The following is a 24,134-nucleotide window of genomic DNA, read 5'->3' as shown; positions in this document are numbered from 1 at the left end:
GCGACATGATTCTTGTATGGTTTCGACGTGACCTAAGAACGTTAGACCACACAGCACTTAAGGCTGCATTGGATACTGGGCTTCCGGTTGTTGCTTGTTTTGTTTCGACCCCTGAGCAGTGGCGAGAGCACCATATGGCACCGATGCAAGCTGATTTGATTGCTCGACGTTTATCTCACCTTAATGAAGAACTCGCCAAACTCAACATCCCATTTTTATACAAAGAGGTGCCCGAGTTTGCCGATGTAACAGAGGTCATAAATGATTGGGCTACTTCTTTAAGCGCTCAACGTGTCATGGCGAACATCCATTACGAGGTGAATGAACAAGCACTAGATAGAGAGGTTTCTCACGCACTTTCAATTCGAGGCATTGCCTTTGATACTTTTCACGATAAGTGCGTTCATGCTCCGACTACCGTTTTAAATAAACAGGGGGAGTACTTTAAAGTATTCACCCCGTTTAAACGTGCTTGGTTGGCAAAGTTTCAAATGCCAGTTGTATCGAAACCTGAGCCGCAAGCCGAGCTGTCACCGTCTACCATCCAGCCGATTCAGCCAGATCGCTACCATGATGGTGTCGCATTCTCTTATCCTAGAGAATCTAGCAAGCGATGGTTCGCAGCAACCAGTGATATTGTTCAGCATTTGCGAGAATTTGCTCGAGACCGTAGTGATGCCTACCAAGCTGAAAGGGATATCCCTTCTGTTGATGGTACGAGTCAATTGTCTCCGTATTTGGCTATCGGCGCTCTGTCACCAAGGCAGTGCATCGCTAGGTTGTATGCTGAAAGCCCTATGGTTGACCTATCAGATGGTAAAGCGACGTGGCTGAGCGAAATCATTTGGCGAGAATTTTATCAACACTTATTGGTATTCGAGCCAAAGTTGGTCAAGGGCAGAGGCTTCATTGCTTGGGAAGACAAGATTCAGTGGTCGTACGATGAGCAAGCCTTCGAACGCTGGAAAGCAGGAAATACTGGGTACCCTATCGTGGATGCGGCAATGCGCCAACTTAATACAACAGGTTGGATGCACAATCGACTACGTATGATAGTGGCAAGCTTCTTAACCAAAGATCTTCATATCGATTGGCGGTGGGGTGAAGCTTATTTTATGAGTAAGCTGGTGGATGGAGACTTTGCCGCCAACAATGGTGGGTGGCAATGGTCGGCATCAACAGGGTGCGACGGGCAGCCTTACTTCCGCATATTCAATCCGATCAGCCAAGGCGAGAAATTTGACTCTGACGGAACCTTTGTTCGCCATTGGGTGCCGGAAATAAAACAAGTACCAAACAAATTCATTCATAACCCTTGGCTATGGAGTGGCTTTAATTTACTGGATTATCACAAGCCGATGGTTGATCACAAGGTGGAAAGAGAGATAACCTTACGGCTCTTCAAAAATGCCAAGGAATAGAGAGAGATGCCTAGCAAGAAGCGTCCAATGAGTATCGCTAAAAGAACCCTGTTGTCTGTATCGTTGTCTTTAGTGAGTAGTTTGTCATTCGCTAAAATGTACCAACTACCAGAGGACGGAGCTCGCGTTATAGGTCGCATGGAAAACCATGTGGTTGAACAAGGCGAAACCATGGCGAATATTGCGAAGCGATATGATGTTGGCATGCTTGCGCTAATGGCTGCAAACAAAGGGGTTGACCCGTTTCTCCCTCAAGATGGTCACGTTTTAACGATCCCTACTCAGCTTATTCTTCCTGATGTCCCTCATAAAGGTATTGTCATTAACCTTGCCGAATTGCGACTTTACTATTTCCCAGAAAACGAAAACGTGGTTCATGTTTTTCCTGTAGGTATAGGTCGAATCGGTCGAGACACTCCAGAAATGACTACAAGCATCAGTCAAAAGCGTCCTAATCCGACTTGGACGCCACCTTCCTCTATTCGTGCAGAGTACAAAGCAAAGGGGATTGACCTACCTGCTGTCGTTCCTGCTGGACCAGATAACCCACTAGGTATGTTTGCACTTCGTTTGGCATATGGGCATGGTGAATACTTGATCCACGGCACCAATAAAGATTTTGGTATTGGTATGCGTGTGAGTGCGGGTTGTATTCGTATGGACCCAAGAGACATCGAATGGTTATTTGATAAAGTACGTCGTGGCGAAAAAGTAAAAATCATCAATCAACCGGTTAAAGTCGCATTAGAACCAGATCGTAGTGTGTTTGTTGAAGCCCACGAGCCGTTAACTCGCAGCAATGGCGAGAAGGATCACTTAGTCATTCCAAAAGAATTGGACTGGTGGCTTGATGAGTTTGGTATGACGAATGCTAAAGCGAAAGCAGCGATTGCTGCGCAGAATGGTGTTCCAGTTGAAATAACCGCGCCTTAACGGGCGTTAAAGCGCGGAATCAAATCTTACTTAGTGTAAGACTGAGCGATGTTGTCGATACGCTCGTTAGCACGTGCAGCTTCTTCTTGAGCTGCCATAGCCGCGTCGTTAGACTTTTGAACGTCAGATTGTAGAGACTGTACGTCTTGGCTTAGTTGGCTAACTTGGTTGCTTAGTTCGTCTAGTTTAGTAGCTGTTGCTGCTTCGTCAGAAGAAGCACAACCTGCTAGTAGAAGTACTGAAGTTGCTGCAGCTGCGATCAACGTTTTGTTCATATTAGAACTCCTTGCATATAGTGAAATTCCTACGCTATAAATTCTGTGTCATATAGTCATAGGGTCAAATGTGAATACATTCTATCAGAACATGATGTAGCAAAAGTCAAAAAAATCCAAGGATTTCATAGAGTACCTGATACGGACGCTAACTTTCTTCTTACAAATGTAAGTGATTACTCACTTGCTAACGCCAGTATCAGGTAGTACAGCAGCTCTTTTGCTACTACCTGATATCAATAATTTAGACGATATTGACACAAATGAAAGTTTCTAAGCGGAAACTTTATTTTTTCTATTGGAATTAGTTTGTGTGATCTCTATCTATACTCCTATGATTTGCGGTATTATATCGAGCTTTTATTTTTTGCTGCGTTAGAGCGGAAACGACACTGAAAAAGCGCTCAAGACGCTGACTATTTATTGGAGAATACTTTGCAATTTAAAGATCTAGGCCTAGACAACCGATTGTTGAAGAACCTAAAACACTACGATTTCAAAAAAGCGACTGACATTCAGCAGCAGGCGATTCCTGTTGCGATTGCAGGCAAGGATCTATTGGCATCTTCGAAAACGGGTTCGGGTAAGACTTTGGCGTTTGTATTGCCAATGCTACATAAGTCACTAAAGAATAAGTCGTTTTCTGCAAAAGACCCACGAGCTGTGATTCTTGCGCCAACGCGTGAGCTAGCAAAACAAGTATATGGTGAGCTTCGCTCAATGCTTGGTGGTTTGTCCTACGACGCTGCATTGATTCTTGGTGGTGAAAATTTTAACGATCAGGTTAAAGCACTGCGTCGCTACCCTAAGTTTATCGTTGCCACTCCAGGTCGTTTGGCTGATCATCTGGAGCACCGTTCTTTGTTCCTTGATGGTCTGGAAACATTGGTTCTAGATGAAGCTGACCGTATGTTGGATCTGGGCTTTGCTCCAGAGTTGCGTCGCATTCATAAAGCGGCAAAACACCGTCGTCGTCAAACTTTGATGTTCTCTGCAACACTTGATCACGCAGAAGTGAATGACATCGCGGCAGAAATGCTGAATGCGCCAAAACGTATTGCAATTGGTGTTTCGAACGAAGAACACAAAGACATTACTCAGAAATTCTACCTATGTGATCACTTAGATCACAAAGAAGCGATTCTTGAACGAGTTCTAGAAGAAGCTGAATACCGTCAGGTGATCATCTTTACTGCGACTCGCGATGATACTGAGCGTCTAACAGCGAAGTTGAACGAGAAGAAACTGAAAGCTATCGCACTAAGCGGTAACTTGAACCAGACTCAACGTAATACCATCATGAGCCAGTTTGAGCGTGCGGTATTTAAGATTCTGGTGACAACGGACGTTGCTTCTCGTGGTCTTGATATCGCGACTGTGACACACGTAATTAACTTCGATATGCCTAAGCATACAGAAGAATACGTTCACCGTGTTGGTCGTACTGGTCGTGCGGGTAACAAAGGTGATGCAGTTTCGTTGGTCGGCCCGAAAGATTGGGATAGCTTCAAGCGCGTAGAAACTTACTTACAGCAAGATTTGAGCTTCTCTGTGTTTGAAGATCTAAAAGGTAAATTCAAAGGCCTGAAGCCACGTAAGCCAGATTTCCGCAATAAGAAAGTGGCTCCTAAGAAAGCACGTCCTCAAGCTAAGAAAACGCCGAAGAAACCAGCTCAGCGCGACAAAGGTTTCTATCAAAACGTGGCAGTGGGTGATAACGTGTTTATCCCTAAAAAGAAGCCAGCAGCACCAAGTTCTGAAGATTAATCTTTAGCGAAAGTGACAAAACTGATAGACGAAAACCGAGCTTAAGAGCTCGGTTTTTTTATGCCTTATGCTTTCAAACAAACGATACAGATATACCCAAGTGACTTCAAGATGCAGAGTTCAGAGCGTTGTTATTGATTTGACTTCAAGGAAAACGACGCAGCGTAATAGCCAGCTCTTTCCAAGTTGTTTGACGTAGCCATTTGTTTGACTAAAAAAGCGAGTCAATGACACGCTCCCGAAGGGCACTCTTTGTAAATAGTAAGGGCCTTGGCTTGTATACTTTGTTGTCGATTTTTGATTTAGACCCACCAAGCCTTTAAATCGCCGCCGCGTCTACAAACCAAGTCATCCTCGCTGAACCAAGCATCTTGAGGTTATTTGGGTATAAGCTTTACGTTTATTTATTCTAAACGTGGGTTAAAGACGCTTTGATTTTTCTGAACGGATTTTTTGCTTAGCATGAGCGGGGTGTAAAGAGGAGAATACGACATGCAGCAACAAGATCTTCAGCAGCAAAAAGAGCAATGGTTAGAAGAAATAGACATGACCCTTACCGAGCAACAATGTCGAGAACTAGGGTGGGAACAAACAACTGTGTTCGTTGAGATGTTTTCGTTTCTCTGTATGGCAGTAATAAGCTGTGCTTTGGTTATGTATCGTGGAGGAACCCATGATTACTGAGAAATCACAGATGGGAGAGTTGATAAAATCCATTGTTGTTTCCTCACTTTATTTTGTTGGCTTCCTCGCTCTAATTTGGGTTGTAACGACACATCTTTTCTAATTGAGTCTTGCTTTCCTGTGACCTGATATTTGAAAGCTTTGCGGTATTGCCTCTGTATTTAGGAGACGCTACCGTAAAGTTTGTCTCTTTCTTACAGATTACTTCTCCAGTAAATACTATTCCACTTAGTGCATTTGCCTAACATTTAAACGTTTGCGTTTTGTAATTAGATAAAAATACCAAACAAATTCCGTAATGATAATTGATCTCATTTTCATTTAAGGGCAGAATACGCCGATATCATTAATTCTATAAATATCTGTGCCTTTTATATGAAATTTAGTCATGTTTTTTTGGGGCTTTTCGTTACCTCTTTACCTAGCTTTGCTGCTGATGATTTTAATTGGCTGAGAGATGACTCACGTCAAGATCAACGAGTCATTGCTTACCTCAAGAAGCAAAACCAAGCAACAGAGGGTTATCAAAAAGGTTACAGTGATATTACTCAAAATCTATTAGATAAATGGGATTTGATGACGGCAGAGAAAGGTGACAAGCCATGGAGAATCAGTAATGGGCAAGAATGGAACCTGACTCGTCGTGAAGGCAATTACATTCTACTGTCTCGTCCAAGCAAAACTGCGAAAGAAAAAGTTGTTTACGATTTTTCATCTCGACAGAATCAACACCAATACTACCAAATCGGTCAGTGGCGCATGCAAGGTTCTTTGCTACTGTTCACTGAGGATGTTGATGGCGGCGAACAATATCGTGCTGTACTCGTGAATGTCTCCAACAACCAGACGACAGAACTGACCGAGAATGTTGATGACAATGTGTTGTTGTCAGGCAATGGAAAGTTTGCTTATGCCGTAGCGAAAGAAGCGAAAACACAACGCCCATATCGAATTATTCAAATCGATACTCAGACGCGTGAAAGCAAAGTTATTTGGCAAGAGAATAAAAATGACTGGTTAATGTCATTTTATCCGTCTGCTGATGCTCGTTATGCGCTAGTACAAAGCAATAATGATTCTACGACAGAGCAAAAATTGCTGGATTTGGATTCAGGAAAATTAACGGCTTCGTTACGTAAGCCTGAACTTGGTGTTGAGTATTATGCGGATGTCGCTAAGGGCACCATATTCATCAACAGTAATCTTAACGGTAGCTTTGAGCTGTTTGAGATGAAAGTCTCTGATACTAAACTGCAATCGCCTGCATCTAAGTGGCACCCTTTTGTGAGTGCAGAAGGCGGTATTGAGCAGTTTTATCTTTATGATGCGGGACTTGTGGCATTAGCTAAGAGGGAAAATGCTACGACGATGACTGTGTACTCATACGATGGTCAGGCTAAAAAATCACTTCCTTTAGAAACTGAAGGGCGAGTGGCTTGGCTGAGTACACTCGGAGATTACCAGTCAAACAAGCTACGCATTCGCAGTATGTCAATGATAACGCCTCCACTCTGGGAAGAGTTCGATGTCGAAACGCTGGTGAAATCTGACTTATCTCAGGATACTTACAACAACTTCTCAAGCGAAAACTACGTATCCAAGCGTATTATGGTTGAAAGCCACGGTATAGAAGTACCCGTGTCGCTTGCTTACCGAAAAGATACGTTTTCTGATAACGCTCCTGTCGTCCTTTATGGTTATGGAGCTTACGGCTTTACGATGAAACCATACTTTATGCCTCAAACGGTAAGCTTGCTTGACCAAGGCGTTATTTATGCGATTGCGCATGTCCGTGGTGGTGGCTACTTTGGCAGCGAGTGGCATGAACAGGGGCGTGGTCTTCTTAAAGCTAATTCTATCAATGACTTTACTGCTGTCGCTCAAGCACTAAAACACTTCAAAAGTGGTAAACGTGATGTTTATGCACTCGGTTCAAGCGCTGGCGGCACTTTGGTTGCTGGCGCAATCAACCAAAAACCTGATTTGTTTGCTGGTGCTGTGCTAAAAGTACCATTCGTTGATGTTGTAGCAAGCATGTCTGACCAATCATTGCCATTAACGGCTCAACAATATGGTGAGTGGGGGAATCCGACCATCCCTGAGCAACGCACTATCATGCAAGCTTACGACCCTATCCTCAATATCTATAAAGACGCTTACCCACCCATGTTGGTTCAAGTCGGACTGAACGACCAACGTGTGCCTTACTGGGAAGGTGCTAAATATCTCGCCAAAATTTCGTCGACTAGTGAATCGACAGGACCTTATTTGTTGCAAACGGACTTTAACTCAGGCCACCGCATGGACCCAAGGCAGGCTAGGGAGCAACAAGCAAAGGAATATGCATTTTTATTATCACTAATCAAAAAATCTGAAGCGGAGCAGTAAATGAAGCTTACCCCAGTGTCAGCGGCAGTACTATCGGTACTTGCTGCCAGTCAAGTGCACGCCGAATCTAACGTTTTCTCTATGGAAGAGGTAGTTGTAACTGCTAATAAAATTGAACAACCATTATCGAAAGTCGCGGGCAGTGTTGTGGTTGTTACTGGCGACGAAATTGAGTCGCGGGGAGAAACCGAACTTTATGATGCACTACGTAACGAACCTGGAGTAAGTGTGACTGGAGGAGCTGGTCGTCCTCAAAACATTACTATCCGAGGTATGACGGGTAACCGAATTATGATCATGCGTGACGGTATTCGCTCTGCGGACGGATTTGGCGCAAATGATATTAACGATGCGGTAGGACGAGATACTTTTGATTTATCAAATTTTGGTTCGTTGGAGATCATCAAAGGAGCGAGCTCATCTATTCATGGCTCTGGAGCCATTGGTGGTGCTGTTATCCTGAAATCGAAACAACCGGGTGAGTTCCTAAAGAATAAAGACTTTTATGTGGATGCATCTGGAACGTTTACCGATATCAGCAAGAAGTACAAAGCGACAAGTAACTTAGCATTTCGTTCTGGCAATACGGAAAGTCTCTTCAATGTAGCTTACTGGCAAGGACAAGAAACTCGAAACTTTGATGAAGACCTGTATAACCGAGATCTTGATGGTTATAGCGGTGCATACACGATCAATCATTTCTACAGCGATGAATTGATGTTGAAAGCACGAACAGAACTTTACACCCAGAACCAAAAGCGTTTAGAAGGTTCCCCATCAATTCAACCTGACGGGCGCTGGGATATCGAAACATTTGATGAGGATGAAGCTTCCGAAGAATACAGTACTTACGTTGGTGTGGAAATGACGCCTCTTGAACCTACTTGGTTTGAAGAACTCGATGCCAAAGTTTACTGGCGCCATACCGAAGTGGTTGAAGATACAAATCGTTTGATGCGACAGACAGACCACAATGGTTTGACTGTTAGACGTCGTGAGCTTGAGCACAAGAAGTTTATTGATGAAACGATGGGATTCCGAGGAGATTTCACACACACAATTAACGCGATAAACACTGAGCACCAGCTTGCTTATGGTGTCGAGCTATCGACAGATTATTACGAGCGCAAAGACAGTGATTCTAAGATTGATTGGAATGGTGTTACACCTTCTATAAAGCAACCTTTCGCCCCAGCTCGATCTTATAATTTTGGTCTATATGTCCGAGATATGGTGGAGTTAGATAAGTGGACCATTACGGGCGGATTGCGATTCGATGCGCACCGACTAACACCAGATGGAAAAGGTGAGATTGGTGGTTTTGCTCTTAAAGACATTGATAGTTCGGAAGTTTCGCCAAGCTTGTCGGTTTCTCGTGAAGTGTTTGCTAACGACATCGTTTATGTCTCGTACAACCACGGTTATCGCGCTCCTGAATACGATAAAGCGTATGGCTTCGTAAATCATGATTTTGTACCACTAACTCCTTTTGTTATTGCACCTAATCTAGACCTCAAAGCTGAAACCTCTGATTCTTTTGAAATTGGTAATAAGTTCGATAACGGTCACGTGCATTTGTTTGTGGCTGCTTTCTACAACAAGTATGACAACTTCATCGATGTTGTAACAACAGGGTTTGACTCCAACTCGGGTAATTTCATCAAGCAGTACCAAAACCTTGATGGGGTAGAGACTTACGGTGCTGAGGTTTCTGCGGGTTATGCATTTACCAGAAACTGGAATATCAACACCAAGTTTGGATATGTCGATGGTAAAGATGCTGATGGTGACTACGTTCGAAGTATCACTCCCTTTGAAGGTAATGTTCAGCTTGATTACATGAGTCAAAAGTTAGGGGCTTATGTCGCTTGGAATTGGGCCGCGGCCATGGATCGAGTGCCGAAATGTCAGACCTCACTCGGTCTAGCTACAGAGTGTGCTCAGACGAGCGCATGGAATACTTTTGATATCGGTGCTACCTACCGAGTGACAAAAGACCTGCGCTTGAGCGCAAACATCGTCAACCTTCTCGACAAAGAATACATCCGCTACCAAGACGTTGCTGGTATCGCTGAGGAAAGCAAACGTTACTCAACTGAACCAGGACGCTACGTCACACTTAACGTGAAATACGAATTCTAGGACGAAATCATGAAGCTAAAACCATTAGCGCTTTCACTTGTTGTTGCCTGTACCTTTTCGGTACAGGCCGCAGAGTGGGACTACCCCATAACGAACTCTGTAGTGAATAATGAAGCTGAAGCGAAGACTTATTTAGATAGTAATTACGCGAATGCAGGTGAATTTAAGTTCCGTTACAAAACGCAATCTCGGCTCGGTGAGCATTACAACTTTGATGTTTGGGTTAAAGGAGAATACCAAGCTCAAAGAACAGTAGTGGTAACAACGGACAAAGAGCACCATGTGGTTCGAGTATTTAAGAGCCTCGAGGACACCATCATCCGCAATGGCAAACCGACGGTTGCAGCTGAGATGGAAACACCTCGACAGCTAGAAGCGCAAGAACCGCCAGCACTTAGCACCGGTCATATGGTGGATGTGGATGTATCACTGTTCAATCCTGATTTGCGTACTATGCAGCAACAGCCTGCGCCAGAGTCTGCGTGGTCTTCCCTATCGGATTACCCAAGACCAATCGAGTATGTCACCAAATCGGTCCAAGTTCTCCAGTCTGGTGGTAAGTTTTACCTATCGAACAGTCGGGTAAAACAAGTTGACGCCACGGCGTTGTTAGCAGTGACAGCCCCTGGTGCAGAGCCTGAGCGCGATACAACGAATTTTTTACCTGCCGAAGGTCTCCAGTCTTTTGACAGCATTGAACAAATGCAGCAAACGAAGTTTGGAGATAATGCGTTTCCACAGTTAATGGCGTTTTACCACCTTGATAACTCGATTCAGTACCTAAGGAGTATTAATTATGAGCTCTTTAATGCTCCTTTGCGTTTTGATGGTCGAGGTCTAGCAAAAGATAACTCTACTTATTACTACGGTCCACGCGCTCTGATGCTTGGCGTCGGTGGTGTGTCTCCTGATGCTGTTGATGCTGACGTTGTGCTACATGAATTCGGGCATGGTGTTCACTATCAAATCGTTCCTGACTGGGCATACGGTCATACCGGTGCGATAGCCGAAGGCTTTGCCGATTATTGGGCAGGAAGTGCTAGCTATCGAACACAATATCAAGATGCCACCCGCCGTGGGCAAGAATTTGAGATTGATACTGTCTTTAATTGGGACGGGATGTTCGGCGTTCGTCGAGGGACAAGAAGCTTATGGAACCAGCGTGCTCGATATTTTGAAGGTGCAGAGTACCCAGCTCATATAAGCGTAGGAGGAGAGAATGGTGATGAGCTTTGGTCTACGCCACTTTTCCAAGCGTTAAAAACCTCGGTTATGCGTTATGGAGACGGTACAGATAAGGTCTTTCGTGAGTTCGATAGCATCGTGTTGGAGGGCATGTATGGTATAGGACGTGGCGTGAAAATGCATGACCTTGCAGAATCTACAGTTTTTGCGGCAAAAACACTGTTTCCAGATAAAGAGTATGCGCAATTTTTGACAGATAGCTTTAACAAACACAATTTGTTGAAAGCACCATTTCGTGCGCGTTATGACGCGCGTTACATCCAAGTTGGTAAAGATGTCGGAGTTAGCATTGCTCAGAACGGTCGAATTGCGACGATTAAAGGTCAATGGCAACTCGATGGTAAGTCGGTGTTCGATATTGATCAGGCGCTTTCGGATTCTACATCTATGCAGGTTGCTTTACCGCAGGGGGTTACTTGTGGGACTCAATTTGACTCTTCTATCGCGCTCGATTATCGATTTGGTGAAGATCTAAAAACTCACCAATGGACAGAAAGTATCAAGCTGGTTAACGGCGTACCTAAATTAGACATCAAACCTCAAGCTCTGAATTCAGCGTTACCAGAACAAGGTGACAGGCTCTTTTCGCAAACTTTATCTGATAGGTCTCTAAAGATTGATGATTCGTTTGCTGTTTACCTAAATATTGAACATGAGTCTCTTCAAGATCTACAAGTGACGTTGGTATCGCCTCAGGGCAAGACTGCCGTGCTGCTTAGTCATCAAACAAGTAATTCAAATGGATTTAAAGGTTACTTTACAGCTCAGTACGATGATGAGTTAAAAGAACTCGTTGGCGAACCGAGTTGGGGTACTTGGCGTCTCGAGGTTTCGGATCGCGTGTCTGGAAACTCTGGGGTGTTGAAAGAGTGGGGTGTGAGTCACTTTGCTCAGTATCAGTGTCGTGCTGATACCACTAATGAAAACAGTAATGGTGGCTCGGGTGGTAGTGGTTCACCTTTCGCATTGTTTGGTCTGTTACTGCTTTCAATGGTGAGAGTGATTCGCTCTCGTTAAACCACAAATTATTAATCAAAAGAAGATAATATTTATGAAGTTTCAATATTCTTTCATTGCTATATCGCTCGCCCTTGCTGGCTGTGGCGGCGGTTCTGGTGGTGACACAGCCGCTCCGACATACAACCTAGCGGGTACGATTGCAGCCCAAGGCACATTGCTGGATACCCCTGTGTGTATCGACTTAAACCAAAACTACGTTTGTGATTCATCTGAACCTAGTACAAAAAGTGATAATGCTGGTAAGTTCACCCTGACATCAAGCGACAAAAACATTTTGACTAGCACGATTCTTGCTGAAGTTGCTCAGGGCTCAAATCAAACACTTCGAGTAAGTGCCCCAGGTCAAAACCTAGCGACAGGCAACACGCTTAATGGTGTCACAAGCCTAATTTCGGGCTTAGTTGTAGATGGTAAAACGCTTGCTCAGTCGGAAGAAATTGTAAAAACGCAATTGGCTGGTGCGGGCGTTTCTTTGTCTGGTTCCGTGATGTCAAGTGCAACGGCAAGCGAGCTAAGCACACTCGAACAAAATACGGCTGCCGTACTAAAAAGTATGAAGCCGGAGCAAATGAAGCAAGGTGTTGCTCTCCTTTCTCAGAATCTTAGCTACCAAAGTAAAGCGCTTGTCTCAGAGTCGCTATCTGATGCTCAAATCGCATCGTTGGCTAAAGAAATTAGTGAACTTGCTGATCAGACTATAGGTCGTAACGACACCGGTGTCGTGTTGTTTTTCGCTGAAGGAACTTCTGGTGTTGCGAAAGAACCGCTAGATTACCCAGGTCAGGATGCTTCTTATGGCTTCGATAAAACCGACAAGCAAACAACAACAGGATCAGGACTTAAATTTGTCAAGCTTGATGCGAAAGGTACAGCTTTGGCTGATGATGCGTCAGAGTGGTCTTGTACCTTGGATGAGCGTACTGGTCTAGTTTGGGAAAACAAGAGTGGGGATTCTAACTCAATTCAATTTAAAGACCGCCTATTTGCGTTTGAGTCTGAAACATTTAAACCATTTAGCAAAGATGTCGATCTTGCAAGTTGTAAAGACGCGGGTGATGAAGTTTGTACAACAAGCCAATACGTTGAGTACACGAACAAGCAGTCGTTATGTGGAATTGCTAGTTGGCGTTTGCCGACTTACCGTGAGACTTATGACTTACTAGACTTTGGTGAACAAACACTGTTTGCTCCGAACGACGAATATGCGCCATACAACGTCTATGGTTTTAATGTTAAATACTTCCCACAGCAAACCATAGGTAGTCCTTATTTAGAATATGGTGCGTTTTGGCATAGCGACTTTAAGTTTACGAATGCATCATCACAGCTCATTGATGGTGAGGTTTATTTCCCTGCGATTGTCTCTCGGGGCGTAGAAAGAGGAACTATTTCATACGTCGAGATTCGCTCAAGCAACACAAGTGTAGGTGCTGATGATTCTTACCAATTCCCAATCCGTCTAGTCGCAGTTAAGGGGCAATAAGATGAAGAAATTAATAACTGTACTATCTCTTGCTTTGGTTTCTCAAACTGGAATGGCTGCACAAGAGTGTTCTACTGACTTTTCTAAAACGGCACCTAACACGCGTTATACATATTCTGAGAACGGTACCGTAACTGATCTGAAAACAGGTCTAACATGGATGCGCTGTCCAGTCGGTATGACATGGAATGTAGGAAATCAAGAATGTCAGGGGACGCGATCTACAATGTCATGGCAATTAGCTCTCTCCACAGCAAAACAAATTCGTAATAAGGACGGCAACCATCCTCTTCACAATTTTGCTGGCAAAAAAAACTGGCGACTAGCAAATATCAAAGAGCTGGTATCTCTAACTGAGCGAGCTTGCCACAGTCCAGCTATGAATGGTACAGGGTTTGTTAGCGGCTATAGTTTGAAAGGTGGAGATGATGTTCTAGGGATTTATGTGTGGAGTAACACACCTAATGGCGACGGTGAGCATGTTGCAACTTTTGACACGACTAATGGTGAGATTTTTAATCGAAAGCCGTTAAATTCAGCCTTCAAAGCTACTGTATTGTTAGTGACGGATGAGTAATAATCATTATATCAACAAAGACTTATAGTTTTGTTGTTTATAAAAAGCTCCGCGATTGCGGAGCTTTTTGTTTTCTCGTGTGTAAATTATGCGTTGAGTCGAACGCTTAGATTTGGAACTGCTTAAGCTGGTGTTTCTGATTTTCTGCCAAACCAGACAACTCTTGCGCTGCAGCGGCTGATTGGGTGATACCCGTTACGTTCTGGCTGACCAACTCATAAATAGTGCTTAAGTTGTTGTTGATGTCAGAGGTGACTTGTTTCTGTTCTTCTGAAGCGGTTGCGACTTGAGTATTGATCGCGTTCAAGTCAGAAATCGCGCTGTTGATGTCGCTCAGAGAACGGCTTACTTCTGCAGCAAGCGCCTGGTTGTCTTCTAGCATGGCTAAGCTTGAATGCATGCTTTCGTTTGCCTGACCAGACTGTTGTTGTAGCTCTTCAATGATGGTTTGGATCTCTTTGGTCGATTCTTGAGTTCTTGCTGCAAGCATACGTACTTCATCTGCAACTACGGCAAATCCACGACCACTTTCACCTGCGCGTGCTGCTTCAATAGCGGCATTGAGTGCCAACAGGTTGGTTTGTTCAGAGATACTTTCAATTACCTCAATCACTTTACCAATCTGTTCCGACTGGTCTTTTAGTGATGTCACTACGTGGGCAGCTTCGTTGAGTTGATCTGCCATCTTAGTACTTGCACGCGTGCTTTCCTCAAACATGCTCAAACTTTGTGAAGTTAATTTCGTCGCTTCATTAGACGCGCTATCCGCTTGCTGTGCGTTAGTTGACACTTCCGCAGCGGTAGATTCAAGTTGATTAATTGCAGAAGCGACTTGTTCTACTTCTTGTTTTTCTTGATCAGAGTTTGCGCTGCTTTGTGTCATGACTGTCGCAAGCTCAGTAGACGCCGAAGCGACATCTTCACTGATTCGTACTAGAGAATCGACGGTGCCACGAAGCTGATGGATCGTTTGGTTAACGTCACTCGCCAATTCGGATACTTCGTTTTTACCTACTTCTTCTGCTTCTACAAGCAAGTTGCCTTTTGCTACTTCTTTCATGGTTTGTTGCAGATTACGAATAGGCGCAACAATATAGCTTGCCAGCAGCCAACTGATTAATGAAGCAATAGAAAGGATGATGACCAGCGAGATGGTGCTGTAGGTTAGCGTATTAGAGTGCAATACTCCGTTTTCTTCTACTTCATCCGTTACGATTTGATTGAGCTTTTTAGACAAGCTGTCAATGGCATTGATCATTGCCTCACCAGCGAGGCGGTATTTGCCCATTGCGGTTTCGTATTCTTGGTCAAAATCCGATGTTGTGTAGTCCGATGAATGCTTGGTATTTAACAGAGGTGTCATGGTGACTCGAGTGAAATCCACATAGTGGTTCATCGCCTCACGCATGGCATTTACCTCTGCATGAATACCTTCAATTTGATCGATTGAGTTTAAAAATTCTTGGTTTGTCGCCTGACGTCGTTGTAATTCTTGGTTAAGTGTTTTGACATCTTCAGCCCTGAAAAGACTGTAGATAGCCTTAATGCGCATGGCATAAGTGTTGTCTACGATTGAGCTCAGTTCTTCTTTGTGCACGATAAGGTTATTTGTTGAAACCGTAACTTTATCGAACGCTTGCTCTAATTTTCCTATGCCTACGCTCAAACCTACGATGAGAAGTATGACAGTGAAAAGTACGGGCACGAAAACCTGTAGCTTAATAGACAGCGCACTAAGTAATTGACGCATGATTGACCCTCTAAAGATTGTAACTATTATCATTTTTGTAAGTAAAGCGTAACGATTCTAATCATTAGTCTCGATATATCAATCATTTAACAATGTTTATTTGTTATGAAATATATTAAAAGCGATGTAGTTGGCATTTTGCTATTACAAAAAGCAGTCAAAGTATTTTGAGCTCGAAAGTAAATAAAGTTTGATTGCTGATTTATTAAGCAGAAATGACAACGTGTCATAGAGGCTTCAACTAAGTGAAACACAACTGTCATATTTGGATTCTAAAGTGAGCACCGTTCAAGTGAAACACAACGGCAATAAGGCCACTTAAAGGAAATTGTGATGAAAAAGACAGTAATCGGTGCAATCGCACTTCTAGGCGCAATGGCAGTGACTCCTGTTTCTGCTAAAGAAACTATCTCTGCAGTGGGTTCTAGCAGCGTAACTCCACTGATGGAAGTTTTCTCTGAAACATACATGAAGACAAACCCGAACGTATTTATCGAAGTTCAAGGTCCTGGTTCATCTGCTGGTGTTAAAGCAGCGAAAAACGGTTCTGCAGACTTAGGTATGTCTTCTCGTAACCTAAAAGACTCTGAGAAAGAGCCTGCTCTAAAAGAAGAGACAGTTGCTCTAGACGGTATCGCAGTTGTTGTAAACCCACAAAACAAACTATCAGGTCTAACGGCTGAGCAAGTTACTGCTATCTACAAAGGCGAAGTGACAAACTGGAAAGATGTTGGCGGTGCAGATAAGCCAATCGTAGCAATCACTCGTGATACGGCTTCTGGTACTCGTGGCGCATTCGAAGACATCATGTCTCTAAAAATGAAAATTTCTGGTAAGAAAGTATCTGCAATCTCTCAACGCGCTCAAGTTGCTAACGGTAACGGTGCACTGAAGACTATGGTTGCTTCTAACCCATACGCAATCGGCTACATTTCTCTTGGTACTGTTGATGGCTCTGTAAACGCGCTTCCAATCGATGGTATCGAAGCATCGGTAGACAATGTGAAGAACGGTTCTTACAAAGTTGCTCGTCCTTTCCTTGTCCTTTACAAAGAAGGCAAGCCATCTGCTGAAACTCAAAAATTCCTAGACTGGATGCTAACTGACGAAGCGCAAGCGCTAGTTGACCAAAAAGGTTACATCTCAGTTAACTAATCCTATCGGGACTCTAAAGTTTGCTCAGCCCAACATTTCGGGCTGAGCCTTTTCTATCCATTGTGTTCAACGGCATTGCCAAGAACCGTGAGATTTTTATGACCATCGCAACAAATAGTGAAAAGCTTATGACTACTGACGCTAAAGCGATCAGCAAGCCAGGTTTACGCGAAAAACGCCGCGTCGATTGGAGAGAACGCATCTTCCACGGCTTGTTCCTAACGAGTGCTGTTATCGGCATCGTATCATTAGCAGTTATCGCATACTTCATCGTTCGAGAGAGTATCCCAGCATTCCAAGAAGCGGGCGTCTCGGGCATTGTCCTAGGTCAAAACTGGTTACCACCTGCACTATACGGTGTTGCCACTATGATCGTCGCTTCTATCGTATCGACAGCTGGCGCGGTTTTAGTGGGTGTTCCAATTGGTGTTTTGACTGCTATCTTTATCGCGGAAATCGCACCAAAGCGCTTGGCGGACATTATTCGCCCGGCAGTAGAACTGCTCGCAGGTATCCCTTCCGTCGTTTACGGTTTCTTTGGTCTAGTTATTATCGTTCCACTGATTCAAAACGTTTTTGATGTGCCAGCGGGTAATACTATCCTTGCAGGTATCATCGTTCTTGGTGTGATGATTCTACCAACGGTAATTACGGTTTCTGAAACGTCTATCCGCGCGGTTCCTCGTACTTACAAAGAAGGTTCTTTGGCGCTAGGCGCATCTAAAATCTACACCATCTTTAAATTGCTCGTTCCAGCGGCTCGCTCAGGCATCATGACAGGTGTGATTCTGGGTATCGGTCGTGCGTTGGGTGAGACCATGGCGATCATTATGGTTATGGGTAACGCGCCAGCTATGCCAGAAGGCATCTTGGATTCGGCTCGTACGCTAACGGCAAACATCGCTATTGAAATGTCTTACGCAAGTGGTGTTCACGCAAACGCACTTTACGCTACAGGTGTGGTACTTCTGGTTTTCATCATGTCGTTGAACGCTGTACTACTTTACCTAAACCGAGAAAAAGCGAAGTAATCGCTCGTTAAAGGTGACTATTATGGATCGCGCAAAACTTAAAAAAGCACGCCAGTTCAAAGATAATGTCTTTAACGCATTTGTCTGGATCTCGGCAGCACTGACGGTAGGTTTTTTGTTCTGGATTATCTGGTACATCCTATCAAACGGTCTACAACACGTAGATTGGAACTTCATTACTGATAACTATACGCGTACAGGTGAAGAGCAGGGCATCTTCCCAATGATTGTGGCAACAATTTACATGGTTATCGCATCTATCGCAGTGGCTGCTCCACTCGGTATCATGACAGCAATCTACTTGACCGAATACGCGAAAGTAGGCAGTCGTTTAGTGAAGATTATCCGATTTTGTACTGAGTCATTGGCGGGTATCCCGTCGATCATCTTCGGTCTATTCGGTATGACTTTCTTTGTGGCAATTCTTGGTCTTGGCTTCTCGATTCTATCAGGTGCCCTAACGCTAAGTATCCTTATCCTGCCAGTGATCATCCGTACTACGGAAGAAGCGTTGATGGCAGTACCGCAAACATACCGTGAAGGTTCTTACGGTCTGGGTGCTTCTAAGATTTACACTATCTGGCGTTTAATTCTTCCAAGCGCAATGCCAGGTATCTTAACCTCGGTCATTCTAAGTATTGGTCGTGTCATTGGTGAGTCTGCTCCAGTATTCCTGACAGCAGGCATGGTTGCACGTATTCCGGATTCTCTATTGGATTCAGGTCGTACGTTAACCGTTCACCTATACAAACTGACTACCGAACTGTTTACCATTGAAGAATGGAATCAGGCTTACGGTACCGCGACAGTTCTGATTGTTGTTGTTCTACTGATCAACATGTTTACAAAACTTATCGCACGACGTTTTAACACCGCAACTTACTAACAAAACGAATTAAGAACGCACGTTAAAAGACACGAATTCAAGATTTAAGAGATTAAGAAAATGAACAAGTTTGATATTGAAAACCTAGATCTGTTTTACGGTGACAACCAAGCACTGAAATCAATCAACTTACCAATCCCAGTACGCCAAGTGACGGCGCTTATCGGTCCTTCAGGTTGTGGTAAATCAACATTGCTACGTTGCTTGAACCGCATGAATGACCTGATTGAAGGCGTTAAGATCACGGGTAAGTTGGCAATGGACGGTGAAGATATTTACGGCAATATCGATGTTGCTGACCTTCGTATTAAGGTTGGTATGGTATTCCAGAAGCCAAACCCATTCCCAATGAGTATTTATGAAAACGTGGCGTACGGTCTGCGAGCTCAAGGCATCAAAGACAAAAAGCACATCGATGAAGTCGTGGAACGATCCCTGCGTGGTGCAGCACTTTGGGATGAAGTAAAAGACCGTCTTAAGTCTCACGCGTTTGGTCTATCTGGCGGTCAGCAGCAGCGTCTATGTATTGCACGTACAATCGCGATGGAGCCTGATGTGATTCTAATGGATGAGCCAACATCAGCACTTGACCCGATAGCGACCCACAAAATCGAAGAATTGATGGAAGAGTTGAAGAAGAACTACACCATCGTGATCGTAACGCACTCAATGCAGCAGGCGCGTCGTATCTCAGATCGTACTGCGTTCTTCCTGATGGGCGAATTGGTTGAGCATGACGATACACAAGTTATCTTTAGCGATCCAAAAGACGACCGCACCCAAGGTTATGTAAACGGTGACTTTGGTTAATTACAGTATTTACAAGCATATACGTTAATAACTATAAGCGATGGTACTCTTGCCCCTCCTAGTGAGGGGCTTTTTTTATTTTGGGTGTGACTGCCTATCATTATTAGCAATGCTCATGTTGATTCATTTTTGCTCATTTTTTTTGCAGTATGTAATTCTGATGAAACACCTGTCTAAAAATGTTGAAAGGTTCTCGAATGTGAAATTAAGTTAATATTTTTTGCGAAAGACTTAACAGCTCAACTTGGATTCCATTGATTGCATATCTACACCTAAGTAGTTTTTTATCGAAAATAAAAAAGTAGATTAGGTTGGTCAGGTGAGTTTAAAAAGTTTTACAAGAACAGTCTCTTCGACGAGAGATCATAGGCTCTTGGCGGAAGCCATCTTCGAGCATCTAGAACAGCACTTTTCCCCCAGCGCGATAGCGATTTTCGACGATCCGCTGACTAATCCAACCGGGACCATTCTTTTTTCCCGTGGTGACTTATTTCCAATTCGTCAGTATCCAGAAGCTTTTTGGGATTGGGCAAGCCAGTTTGATACCTCAGAAAGTATTATTCCCCTTGCGATCAACACCTGCAATTGGGAACATATTCAAGACCTGGGTGGCGACAGCTACATCATGATGCTCGATAACACACCGATTAAGCGCACCTATCTACTAGTACAAAACGTTCAAGCCCGATCGGCTCACAATATTTACGAAGAAAGCTACGACGCTATGCAGCTCGCTGCTGCTCGTTGGCAGTGCATTCGAGCTGAAAAACACGCGTCGCTTGAGATGAAGCATCGCGATGTACGAGAAGCCCAATATGTTGATGAACTCAGCCAACGTGAACGGTTCATCGAAAATATGAAGCTCGTACAACAAGTCGCTTTAGAAATTTCCAACCCAGACTCTTTGAAAGATCTCTATCTAAAAGCAGTAGAGGCACTGCGTGAGCGTCTAGGCTTTGATCGCTCAACCTTGATGTTGCTTGATATGAAAAAGCGCAGTTTCAGTGGCACGTACGGTACAGATGAGTCGGGTACTACTATTGACGAGTTCCACACTCAGTATGATCTTCACCAATTGAGTGAAGAGTACATCGCCGCTTTGTCGAGCATAGAGCGCAATCTGGTCATCGTTGAAGATGCCCCTATATATACCGCAGGCAAAGTTGTCGGGCAGGGATGGAACGCGATGTTGATTTTGCGCGATGGGAATGAGCCATTTGGCTGGTTTGCGTTGGACAACTTTATTCACCGTAAACCGATTACCGCTTACCAAAAGCAAATGCTGGAGTCTTTTGGTTCGCTTTTCTCTCAAATTTTTATCCGAAAACGCCAAGAGCAAAATGTGCGTATGCTGCACTCCAGTATGGTTGAATTATCACGTTGTACGACCGTGAGTGATGTCTGTAAATCTGCGGTGACGTTTGCAATTAAGAACCTTGGCATTGACCGTATGGCCGTGTTCTTAACCGATGAAAATTGCTCTTATATGCAAGGAACGTGGGGAACCGACATTCAAGGGAATGTGGTTGATGAATCTTACTTTTTTGGTGAGACGCAAGACTTCTCTTTGATCAATTTAGCCCGCTCGATGCCAAATGAGGTCGCCTTTGAAGAATCGGTACCTATTTACCATGACTGTAACATTGTAGGGTTCGGTTGGGCTGCCATGACAGTGCTGACATCGAATAGCAGCGGTCCTATCGCTTTTATCGCCGTGGATAACCTCCTTACCCGTGCACCGTTGACATCTCAGCTACGTGAAGTGATTCGAATGTTTGCTTCAAGCCTTGCTGAAGTGCTGCAAAGAACGCAAGCGCAGGAAGCGATTAGAGAGCTCAATGAGAACCTAGAGCTTGAAGTCAAGAATCGAACAAAAGAGCTGGAAGAAGCGAATCGACAATTGGAGGTTTTGTCCAAACTTGATCCGCTAACACGTTTGGGCAACCGCCGCATGTTAGAGCATGTGATGCAAAAGTATTGTTATATCGAACATAATGAGGTGATGCCTTTCGGTCTTATTCTGATCGATATTGACCATTTTGGTTTGTTTAACAACCATTATGGGCACTTAGAAGGGGATATTGCCTTAATGCGAATTGGCAATATTCTTGAGCATCATACCAAAGATGAAGACGAAGTATTTTGTCGCATTGGTGGTGAGGAGTTTGTCCTTCTTATGATCGGATCTGACCAAGAAGAGGTTAGGCTACGTGCGGAGTGTATTCGACGTTGTATCGAGGATGAAGGAATCAAGCATTGTCACAACCCAGAAGGTGAATTGCTTACGGTTTCTGTCGGTTATTCCTGTTATCAAACTCAAGGAAAAGATTTTAATTTTGATCACCTTTATCAACTTTCAGATAAAGCGCTTTATCAGGCGAAAAATAGCGGTCGAAATTGTGTTCGTATGTTCGACACGCCGGATCAAATCGTTGCTTAAGATCACCAAAATACAAAAATGGCAGCTCTGATTGAGCTGCCATTTTGCGTTAGTAAGATGAAGGAGATTACAACTTTTCTAGCTGGTGGCTAGATTTAGTGTGCTTCTCTTTCGCCAGTTGTTTAAGTTTGACGAGTAGAGTTTCTGCTTTCCACACTTGTTGTGTCGCACTAAAGCGAGATTGGTTCATAATGGCTAACTCCTCTTTCACCGCTCTTACTGCGTCAGACTCGCTGCTGCTATGATGGGTGTTTAGGTAGTCATTAACTGCTCTTTCAATCATCACGCTGTCACCTTGTTTGATGGTGCGCTCTAAATCTTGAATTGGCGAACCATGACGCGCGCTTACTGCCTTTTCTGTTTGTTGAGTTGCGCGTGTTTTCCATAGTCCAAACGCGATAGCAGAAGTGACAAGCCACAATACGCCGAATACGAAAGTGAGTGTTTGCCAAATTGAATCTACACCACTTGGCGCAGTGGGTGCCGAAGTAGCTGCAGGTTGCGTTGGTAACGCACTTTCTGGCAAGGTAATTAAACCACTATCACTTTTTTCGACATTCAATTTGAGCTGGGTGATCTCTGCTTTTCTCTCTTGATCTCGATTGCTATCCCACCAATTTACAGAATACCCCGGGAGTGTCAGGCTGCCTGCCTCGGTAGGGATTAGCACTTGTTTGACGGTCATCGTCACTGTGCCATCGCGCGAGGTTTCAAACTGTGGTTGTTCAGGGTAAACACGTAATGTACTTGGGTAAATAATACCAATACGTGGCAAGTATTCCGCTTGAGTACCATGTGCTCGAATGCGAATCGTACGAGTGATAGAAGAACCTTGCTTCACAGTGTTTATCTTATTCACAGACAGAGGATTACCCTGATCATCTTGCCAGCTCTGTGTCATTTCTAACGCACTTGCAGGCAGCCAGTTTCCTTTGAAGTCTTTTGGAATTGGCTTGACGGTAATTGTCATTTGCTCTGTTTTTGTGTTGATTGGCATGATCTTGGTTGAGCCAGTTAAGCTGTCCCCATAGATATATGAACCAGTCAGCTTAGGGCCGTTAAGTGTGTACGTGCCTGGTTGATCCGCAGTAATGTGGAATGACTGTTCTAACACCGTAACTTCAAGTCCATCTATAACGCGACGACCTTGTTTGGCATCGCTTGCTGGCTCGATTTTCATCCCTTCAATACTTGGTGGGAGGATTTGAGGGTTATCAAGGCGACGAGGATCTGCCTTTATGACTAACTGCATTCGCACCGTTGTAGACTGCTGGGGATAAAGCGTATGGTTATCCACGTCCATGTTGAAACTAAACAGTTCATCCATGTCTGGTTCTGTTTGATCTTTGGTGACGCGCAGTTTGATAGGCTCTGTTGTCATTCCATCAGCAGAGAAGCTAGGGATGGTCACGACACCTTCTTTCATTGGAGCAATTGAAATACTCCATTCAGTGCGAACGGTTTTATGACCATTGATGTTATTACTCGAGCGACCATAACGCGGCTGACCCAAAAAGAAATCATCTTTCAGAGCATCAAAGTTAATCGCATCTGAGCCTAGCTCTGTGTCTGCCATGATCCTAAGGTTGATCACTTCGTTTTTAGCCACCTGAGTCTTATTTACGCTGGCTTGAAGGCTTTGAGCAAAAACCGAAAAGCTAGTTAGTAGGCTGGCCATTAGAACAAAGACCAGTTTTGCGCCTTTTTTCATCATGGACTTACCACTCCTTATTTGATTGTTGTGGAGGTTGTTTTTGTTGAGCTTGCAACTGCATTTGAGCACGAATCAGGAAGCTTGGGTCACGAGCACTTTCCACCGCTTCTAAGCGTCGGAACTCAGGGTCATCCTGATGCGTTTTCTCTGGTTGAGCTTGAGCCTGCATTGGCTGACCTTTCTGCTCATCCAGTTTCTCTTTTCCTTGTTTAGCGCGTTGCTGCTCGGCTTTCTGCTTTTCTTTTTTATTTTCAGATTCTTGCTGATTTTGTGACTGTTGTCCTTGCTCTTTCTTAGCCTCATTTTGAGACTTTTGTTGCTGTTGCTGTTGCTGTTGCTGTTGCTGTTGCTGTTGCTGTTGCTGTTGCTGTTGCTGTTGCTGTTGCTGTTGCTGTTGCTGTTGCTGTTGCTGT

17 protein-coding genes and 1 pseudogene are annotated in these 24,134 nt (G+C 44.1%); 14 read left to right on the top strand and 4 right to left on the bottom strand.

Features of this window, described 5'->3' with window-relative positions:
* Nucleotides 1-5 precede the first annotated feature (5 nt).
* Both phrB and MHO32_RS07395 read left to right on the top strand, forming a co-directional pair.
* Nucleotides 6-1,421: a deoxyribodipyrimidine photo-lyase gene (phrB, locus tag MHO32_RS07400; protein ID WP_050938341.1), complete on the top strand. Its 1,416-nt coding sequence runs from the start codon at nucleotides 6-8 to the stop codon at nucleotides 1,419-1,421.
* Nucleotides 1,422-1,427: 6 nt separating this feature from the next.
* Nucleotides 1,428-2,354, top strand: a complete 927-nt coding sequence (locus MHO32_RS07395; protein WP_081097996.1) for a L,D-transpeptidase family protein — start codon at nucleotides 1,428-1,430, stop codon at nucleotides 2,352-2,354.
* Between the two features lie 26 nt (nucleotides 2,355-2,380).
* Here the strand turns inward: MHO32_RS07395 and MHO32_RS07390 are convergent, their stop codons facing one another.
* Nucleotides 2,381-2,629, bottom strand: coding sequence for an Lpp/OprI family alanine-zipper lipoprotein (locus tag MHO32_RS07390; protein WP_005441096.1), 249 nt, complete (start codon nucleotides 2,627-2,629; stop codon nucleotides 2,381-2,383).
* A 423-nt stretch (nucleotides 2,630-3,052) separates the two neighbouring features.
* On the opposite strand from MHO32_RS07390, the gene MHO32_RS07385 reads away from it, so the two are divergent.
* The 7 genes from MHO32_RS07385 (at nucleotide 3,053) to MHO32_RS07355 (ending at nucleotide 13,935) form a co-directional block, all read left to right on the top strand.
* Nucleotides 3,053-4,396, top strand: coding sequence for a DEAD/DEAH box helicase (locus tag MHO32_RS07385; RefSeq protein ID WP_017818510.1), 1,344 nt, complete (start codon nucleotides 3,053-3,055; stop codon nucleotides 4,394-4,396).
* A gap of 492 nt (nucleotides 4,397-4,888) precedes the next feature.
* On the top strand, nucleotides 4,889-5,080 hold the full coding sequence (locus MHO32_RS07380; RefSeq protein WP_050908009.1) for a hypothetical protein: 192 nt from the start codon (nucleotides 4,889-4,891) through the stop codon (nucleotides 5,078-5,080).
* A gap of 375 nt (nucleotides 5,081-5,455) precedes the next feature.
* Entirely contained in the window at nucleotides 5,456-7,468 is a 2,013-nt protein-coding gene (locus MHO32_RS07375; protein WP_239211032.1) for a prolyl oligopeptidase family serine peptidase, read from the top strand.
* Nucleotides 7,469-9,610, top strand: coding sequence for a TonB-dependent hemoglobin/transferrin/lactoferrin family receptor (locus MHO32_RS07370; protein WP_239211031.1), 2,142 nt, complete (start codon nucleotides 7,469-7,471; stop codon nucleotides 9,608-9,610). It abuts the gene before it with no gap.
* Nucleotides 9,611-9,619: 9 nt separating this feature from the next.
* Nucleotides 9,620-11,872 carry a proprotein convertase P-domain-containing protein gene (locus MHO32_RS07365; RefSeq protein WP_199449390.1) on the top strand — a complete coding sequence of 751 codons (2,253 nt, stop codon included), beginning with the start codon at nucleotides 9,620-9,622 and terminating at the stop codon, nucleotides 11,870-11,872.
* 34 nt (nucleotides 11,873-11,906) lie between these two features.
* Complete coding sequence (locus MHO32_RS07360) at nucleotides 11,907-13,358, top strand: Lcl domain-containing protein (RefSeq protein ID WP_239211030.1); 1,452 nt, start codon at nucleotides 11,907-11,909, stop codon at nucleotides 13,356-13,358.
* Between the two features lies 1 nt (nucleotide 13,359).
* Nucleotides 13,360-13,935, top strand: a complete 576-nt coding sequence (locus MHO32_RS07355) for an Lcl C-terminal domain-containing protein (RefSeq protein WP_005452860.1) — start codon at nucleotides 13,360-13,362, stop codon at nucleotides 13,933-13,935.
* A 106-nt stretch (nucleotides 13,936-14,041) separates the two neighbouring features.
* Here MHO32_RS07355 and MHO32_RS07350 read toward each other — a convergent pair whose 3' ends face one another.
* Nucleotides 14,042-15,685 carry a methyl-accepting chemotaxis protein gene (locus MHO32_RS07350; protein WP_050908003.1) on the bottom strand — a complete coding sequence of 548 codons (1,644 nt, stop codon included), beginning with the start codon at nucleotides 15,683-15,685 and terminating at the stop codon, nucleotides 14,042-14,044.
* 333 nt (nucleotides 15,686-16,018) lie between these two features.
* Here MHO32_RS07350 and MHO32_RS07345 point away from each other — a divergent pair, with 333 nt between their 5' ends.
* The 5 genes from MHO32_RS07345 (at nucleotide 16,019) to MHO32_RS07325 (ending at nucleotide 22,007) form a co-directional block, all read left to right on the top strand.
* Complete coding sequence (locus MHO32_RS07345; RefSeq protein ID WP_038899359.1) at nucleotides 16,019-16,840, top strand: phosphate ABC transporter substrate-binding protein; 822 nt, start codon at nucleotides 16,019-16,021, stop codon at nucleotides 16,838-16,840.
* A gap of 98 nt (nucleotides 16,841-16,938) precedes the next feature.
* Nucleotides 16,939-17,871 carry a phosphate ABC transporter permease subunit PstC gene (gene pstC / locus MHO32_RS07340; protein WP_005452855.1) on the top strand — a complete coding sequence of 311 codons (933 nt, stop codon included), beginning with the start codon at nucleotides 16,939-16,941 and terminating at the stop codon, nucleotides 17,869-17,871.
* 22 nt (nucleotides 17,872-17,893) lie between these two features.
* Nucleotides 17,894-18,757, top strand: a complete 864-nt coding sequence (pstA, locus tag MHO32_RS07335) for a phosphate ABC transporter permease PstA (protein WP_005452853.1) — start codon at nucleotides 17,894-17,896, stop codon at nucleotides 18,755-18,757.
* Nucleotides 18,758-18,817: 60 nt separating this feature from the next.
* A complete protein-coding gene (gene pstB, locus MHO32_RS07330) occupies nucleotides 18,818-19,567 on the top strand; it encodes a phosphate ABC transporter ATP-binding protein PstB (RefSeq protein ID WP_005452851.1) in 750 nt (249 codons plus the stop codon).
* Nucleotides 19,568-19,940: 373 nt separating this feature from the next.
* The gene (locus MHO32_RS07325; RefSeq protein ID WP_017818511.1) at nucleotides 19,941-22,007 is read left to right on the top strand and encodes a sensor domain-containing diguanylate cyclase; all 2,067 of its coding nucleotides are present in this window, start codon (nucleotides 19,941-19,943) and stop codon (nucleotides 22,005-22,007) included.
* A 67-nt stretch (nucleotides 22,008-22,074) separates the two neighbouring features.
* Here the strand turns inward: MHO32_RS07325 and MHO32_RS07320 are convergent, their stop codons facing one another.
* The gene (locus tag MHO32_RS07320; RefSeq protein WP_239211029.1) at nucleotides 22,075-23,721 is read right to left on the bottom strand and encodes a BatD family protein; all 1,647 of its coding nucleotides are present in this window, start codon (nucleotides 23,719-23,721) and stop codon (nucleotides 22,075-22,077) included.
* Nucleotides 23,722-23,725: 4 nt separating this feature from the next.
* A pseudogene (locus MHO32_RS07315) lies at nucleotides 23,726-24,134 on the bottom strand (hypothetical protein); the annotation flags it as partial.

The sequence above is a fragment of the Vibrio sp. MMH1-50 genome (assembly GCF_022347645.1).
GTDB lineage: Bacteria > Pseudomonadota > Gammaproteobacteria > Enterobacterales > Vibrionaceae > Vibrio > Vibrio harveyi.
This window is presented reverse-complemented; position numbering and strand designations above follow the sequence as displayed.

Coding starts and splice junctions, on each gene's coding strand:
- phrB (WP_050938341.1), top strand. CDS start 6: ATGATTCTTGTATGGTTTCGACGTGACCTAAGAACGTTAGACCACACA.
- MHO32_RS07395 (WP_081097996.1), top strand. CDS start 1,428: ATGCCTAGCAAGAAGCGTCCAATGAGTATCGCTAAAAGAACCCTGTTG.
- MHO32_RS07390 (WP_005441096.1), bottom strand. CDS start 2,629: ATGAACAAAACGTTGATCGCAGCTGCAGCAACTTCAGTACTTCTACTA.
- MHO32_RS07380 (WP_050908009.1), top strand. CDS start 4,889: ATGCAGCAACAAGATCTTCAGCAGCAAAAAGAGCAATGGTTAGAAGAA.
- MHO32_RS07375 (WP_239211032.1), top strand. CDS start 5,456: ATGAAATTTAGTCATGTTTTTTTGGGGCTTTTCGTTACCTCTTTACCT.
- MHO32_RS07370 (WP_239211031.1), top strand. CDS start 7,469: ATGAAGCTTACCCCAGTGTCAGCGGCAGTACTATCGGTACTTGCTGCC.
- MHO32_RS07365 (WP_199449390.1), top strand. CDS start 9,620: ATGAAGCTAAAACCATTAGCGCTTTCACTTGTTGTTGCCTGTACCTTT.
- MHO32_RS07360 (WP_239211030.1), top strand. CDS start 11,907: ATGAAGTTTCAATATTCTTTCATTGCTATATCGCTCGCCCTTGCTGGC.
- MHO32_RS07355 (WP_005452860.1), top strand. CDS start 13,360: ATGAAGAAATTAATAACTGTACTATCTCTTGCTTTGGTTTCTCAAACT.
- MHO32_RS07350 (WP_050908003.1), bottom strand. CDS start 15,685: ATGCGTCAATTACTTAGTGCGCTGTCTATTAAGCTACAGGTTTTCGTG.
- MHO32_RS07345 (WP_038899359.1), top strand. CDS start 16,019: ATGAAAAAGACAGTAATCGGTGCAATCGCACTTCTAGGCGCAATGGCA.
- pstC (WP_005452855.1), top strand. CDS start 16,939: ATGACCATCGCAACAAATAGTGAAAAGCTTATGACTACTGACGCTAAA.
- pstA (WP_005452853.1), top strand. CDS start 17,894: ATGGATCGCGCAAAACTTAAAAAAGCACGCCAGTTCAAAGATAATGTC.
- pstB (WP_005452851.1), top strand. CDS start 18,818: ATGAACAAGTTTGATATTGAAAACCTAGATCTGTTTTACGGTGACAAC.
- MHO32_RS07320 (WP_239211029.1), bottom strand. CDS start 23,721: ATGATGAAAAAAGGCGCAAAACTGGTCTTTGTTCTAATGGCCAGCCTA.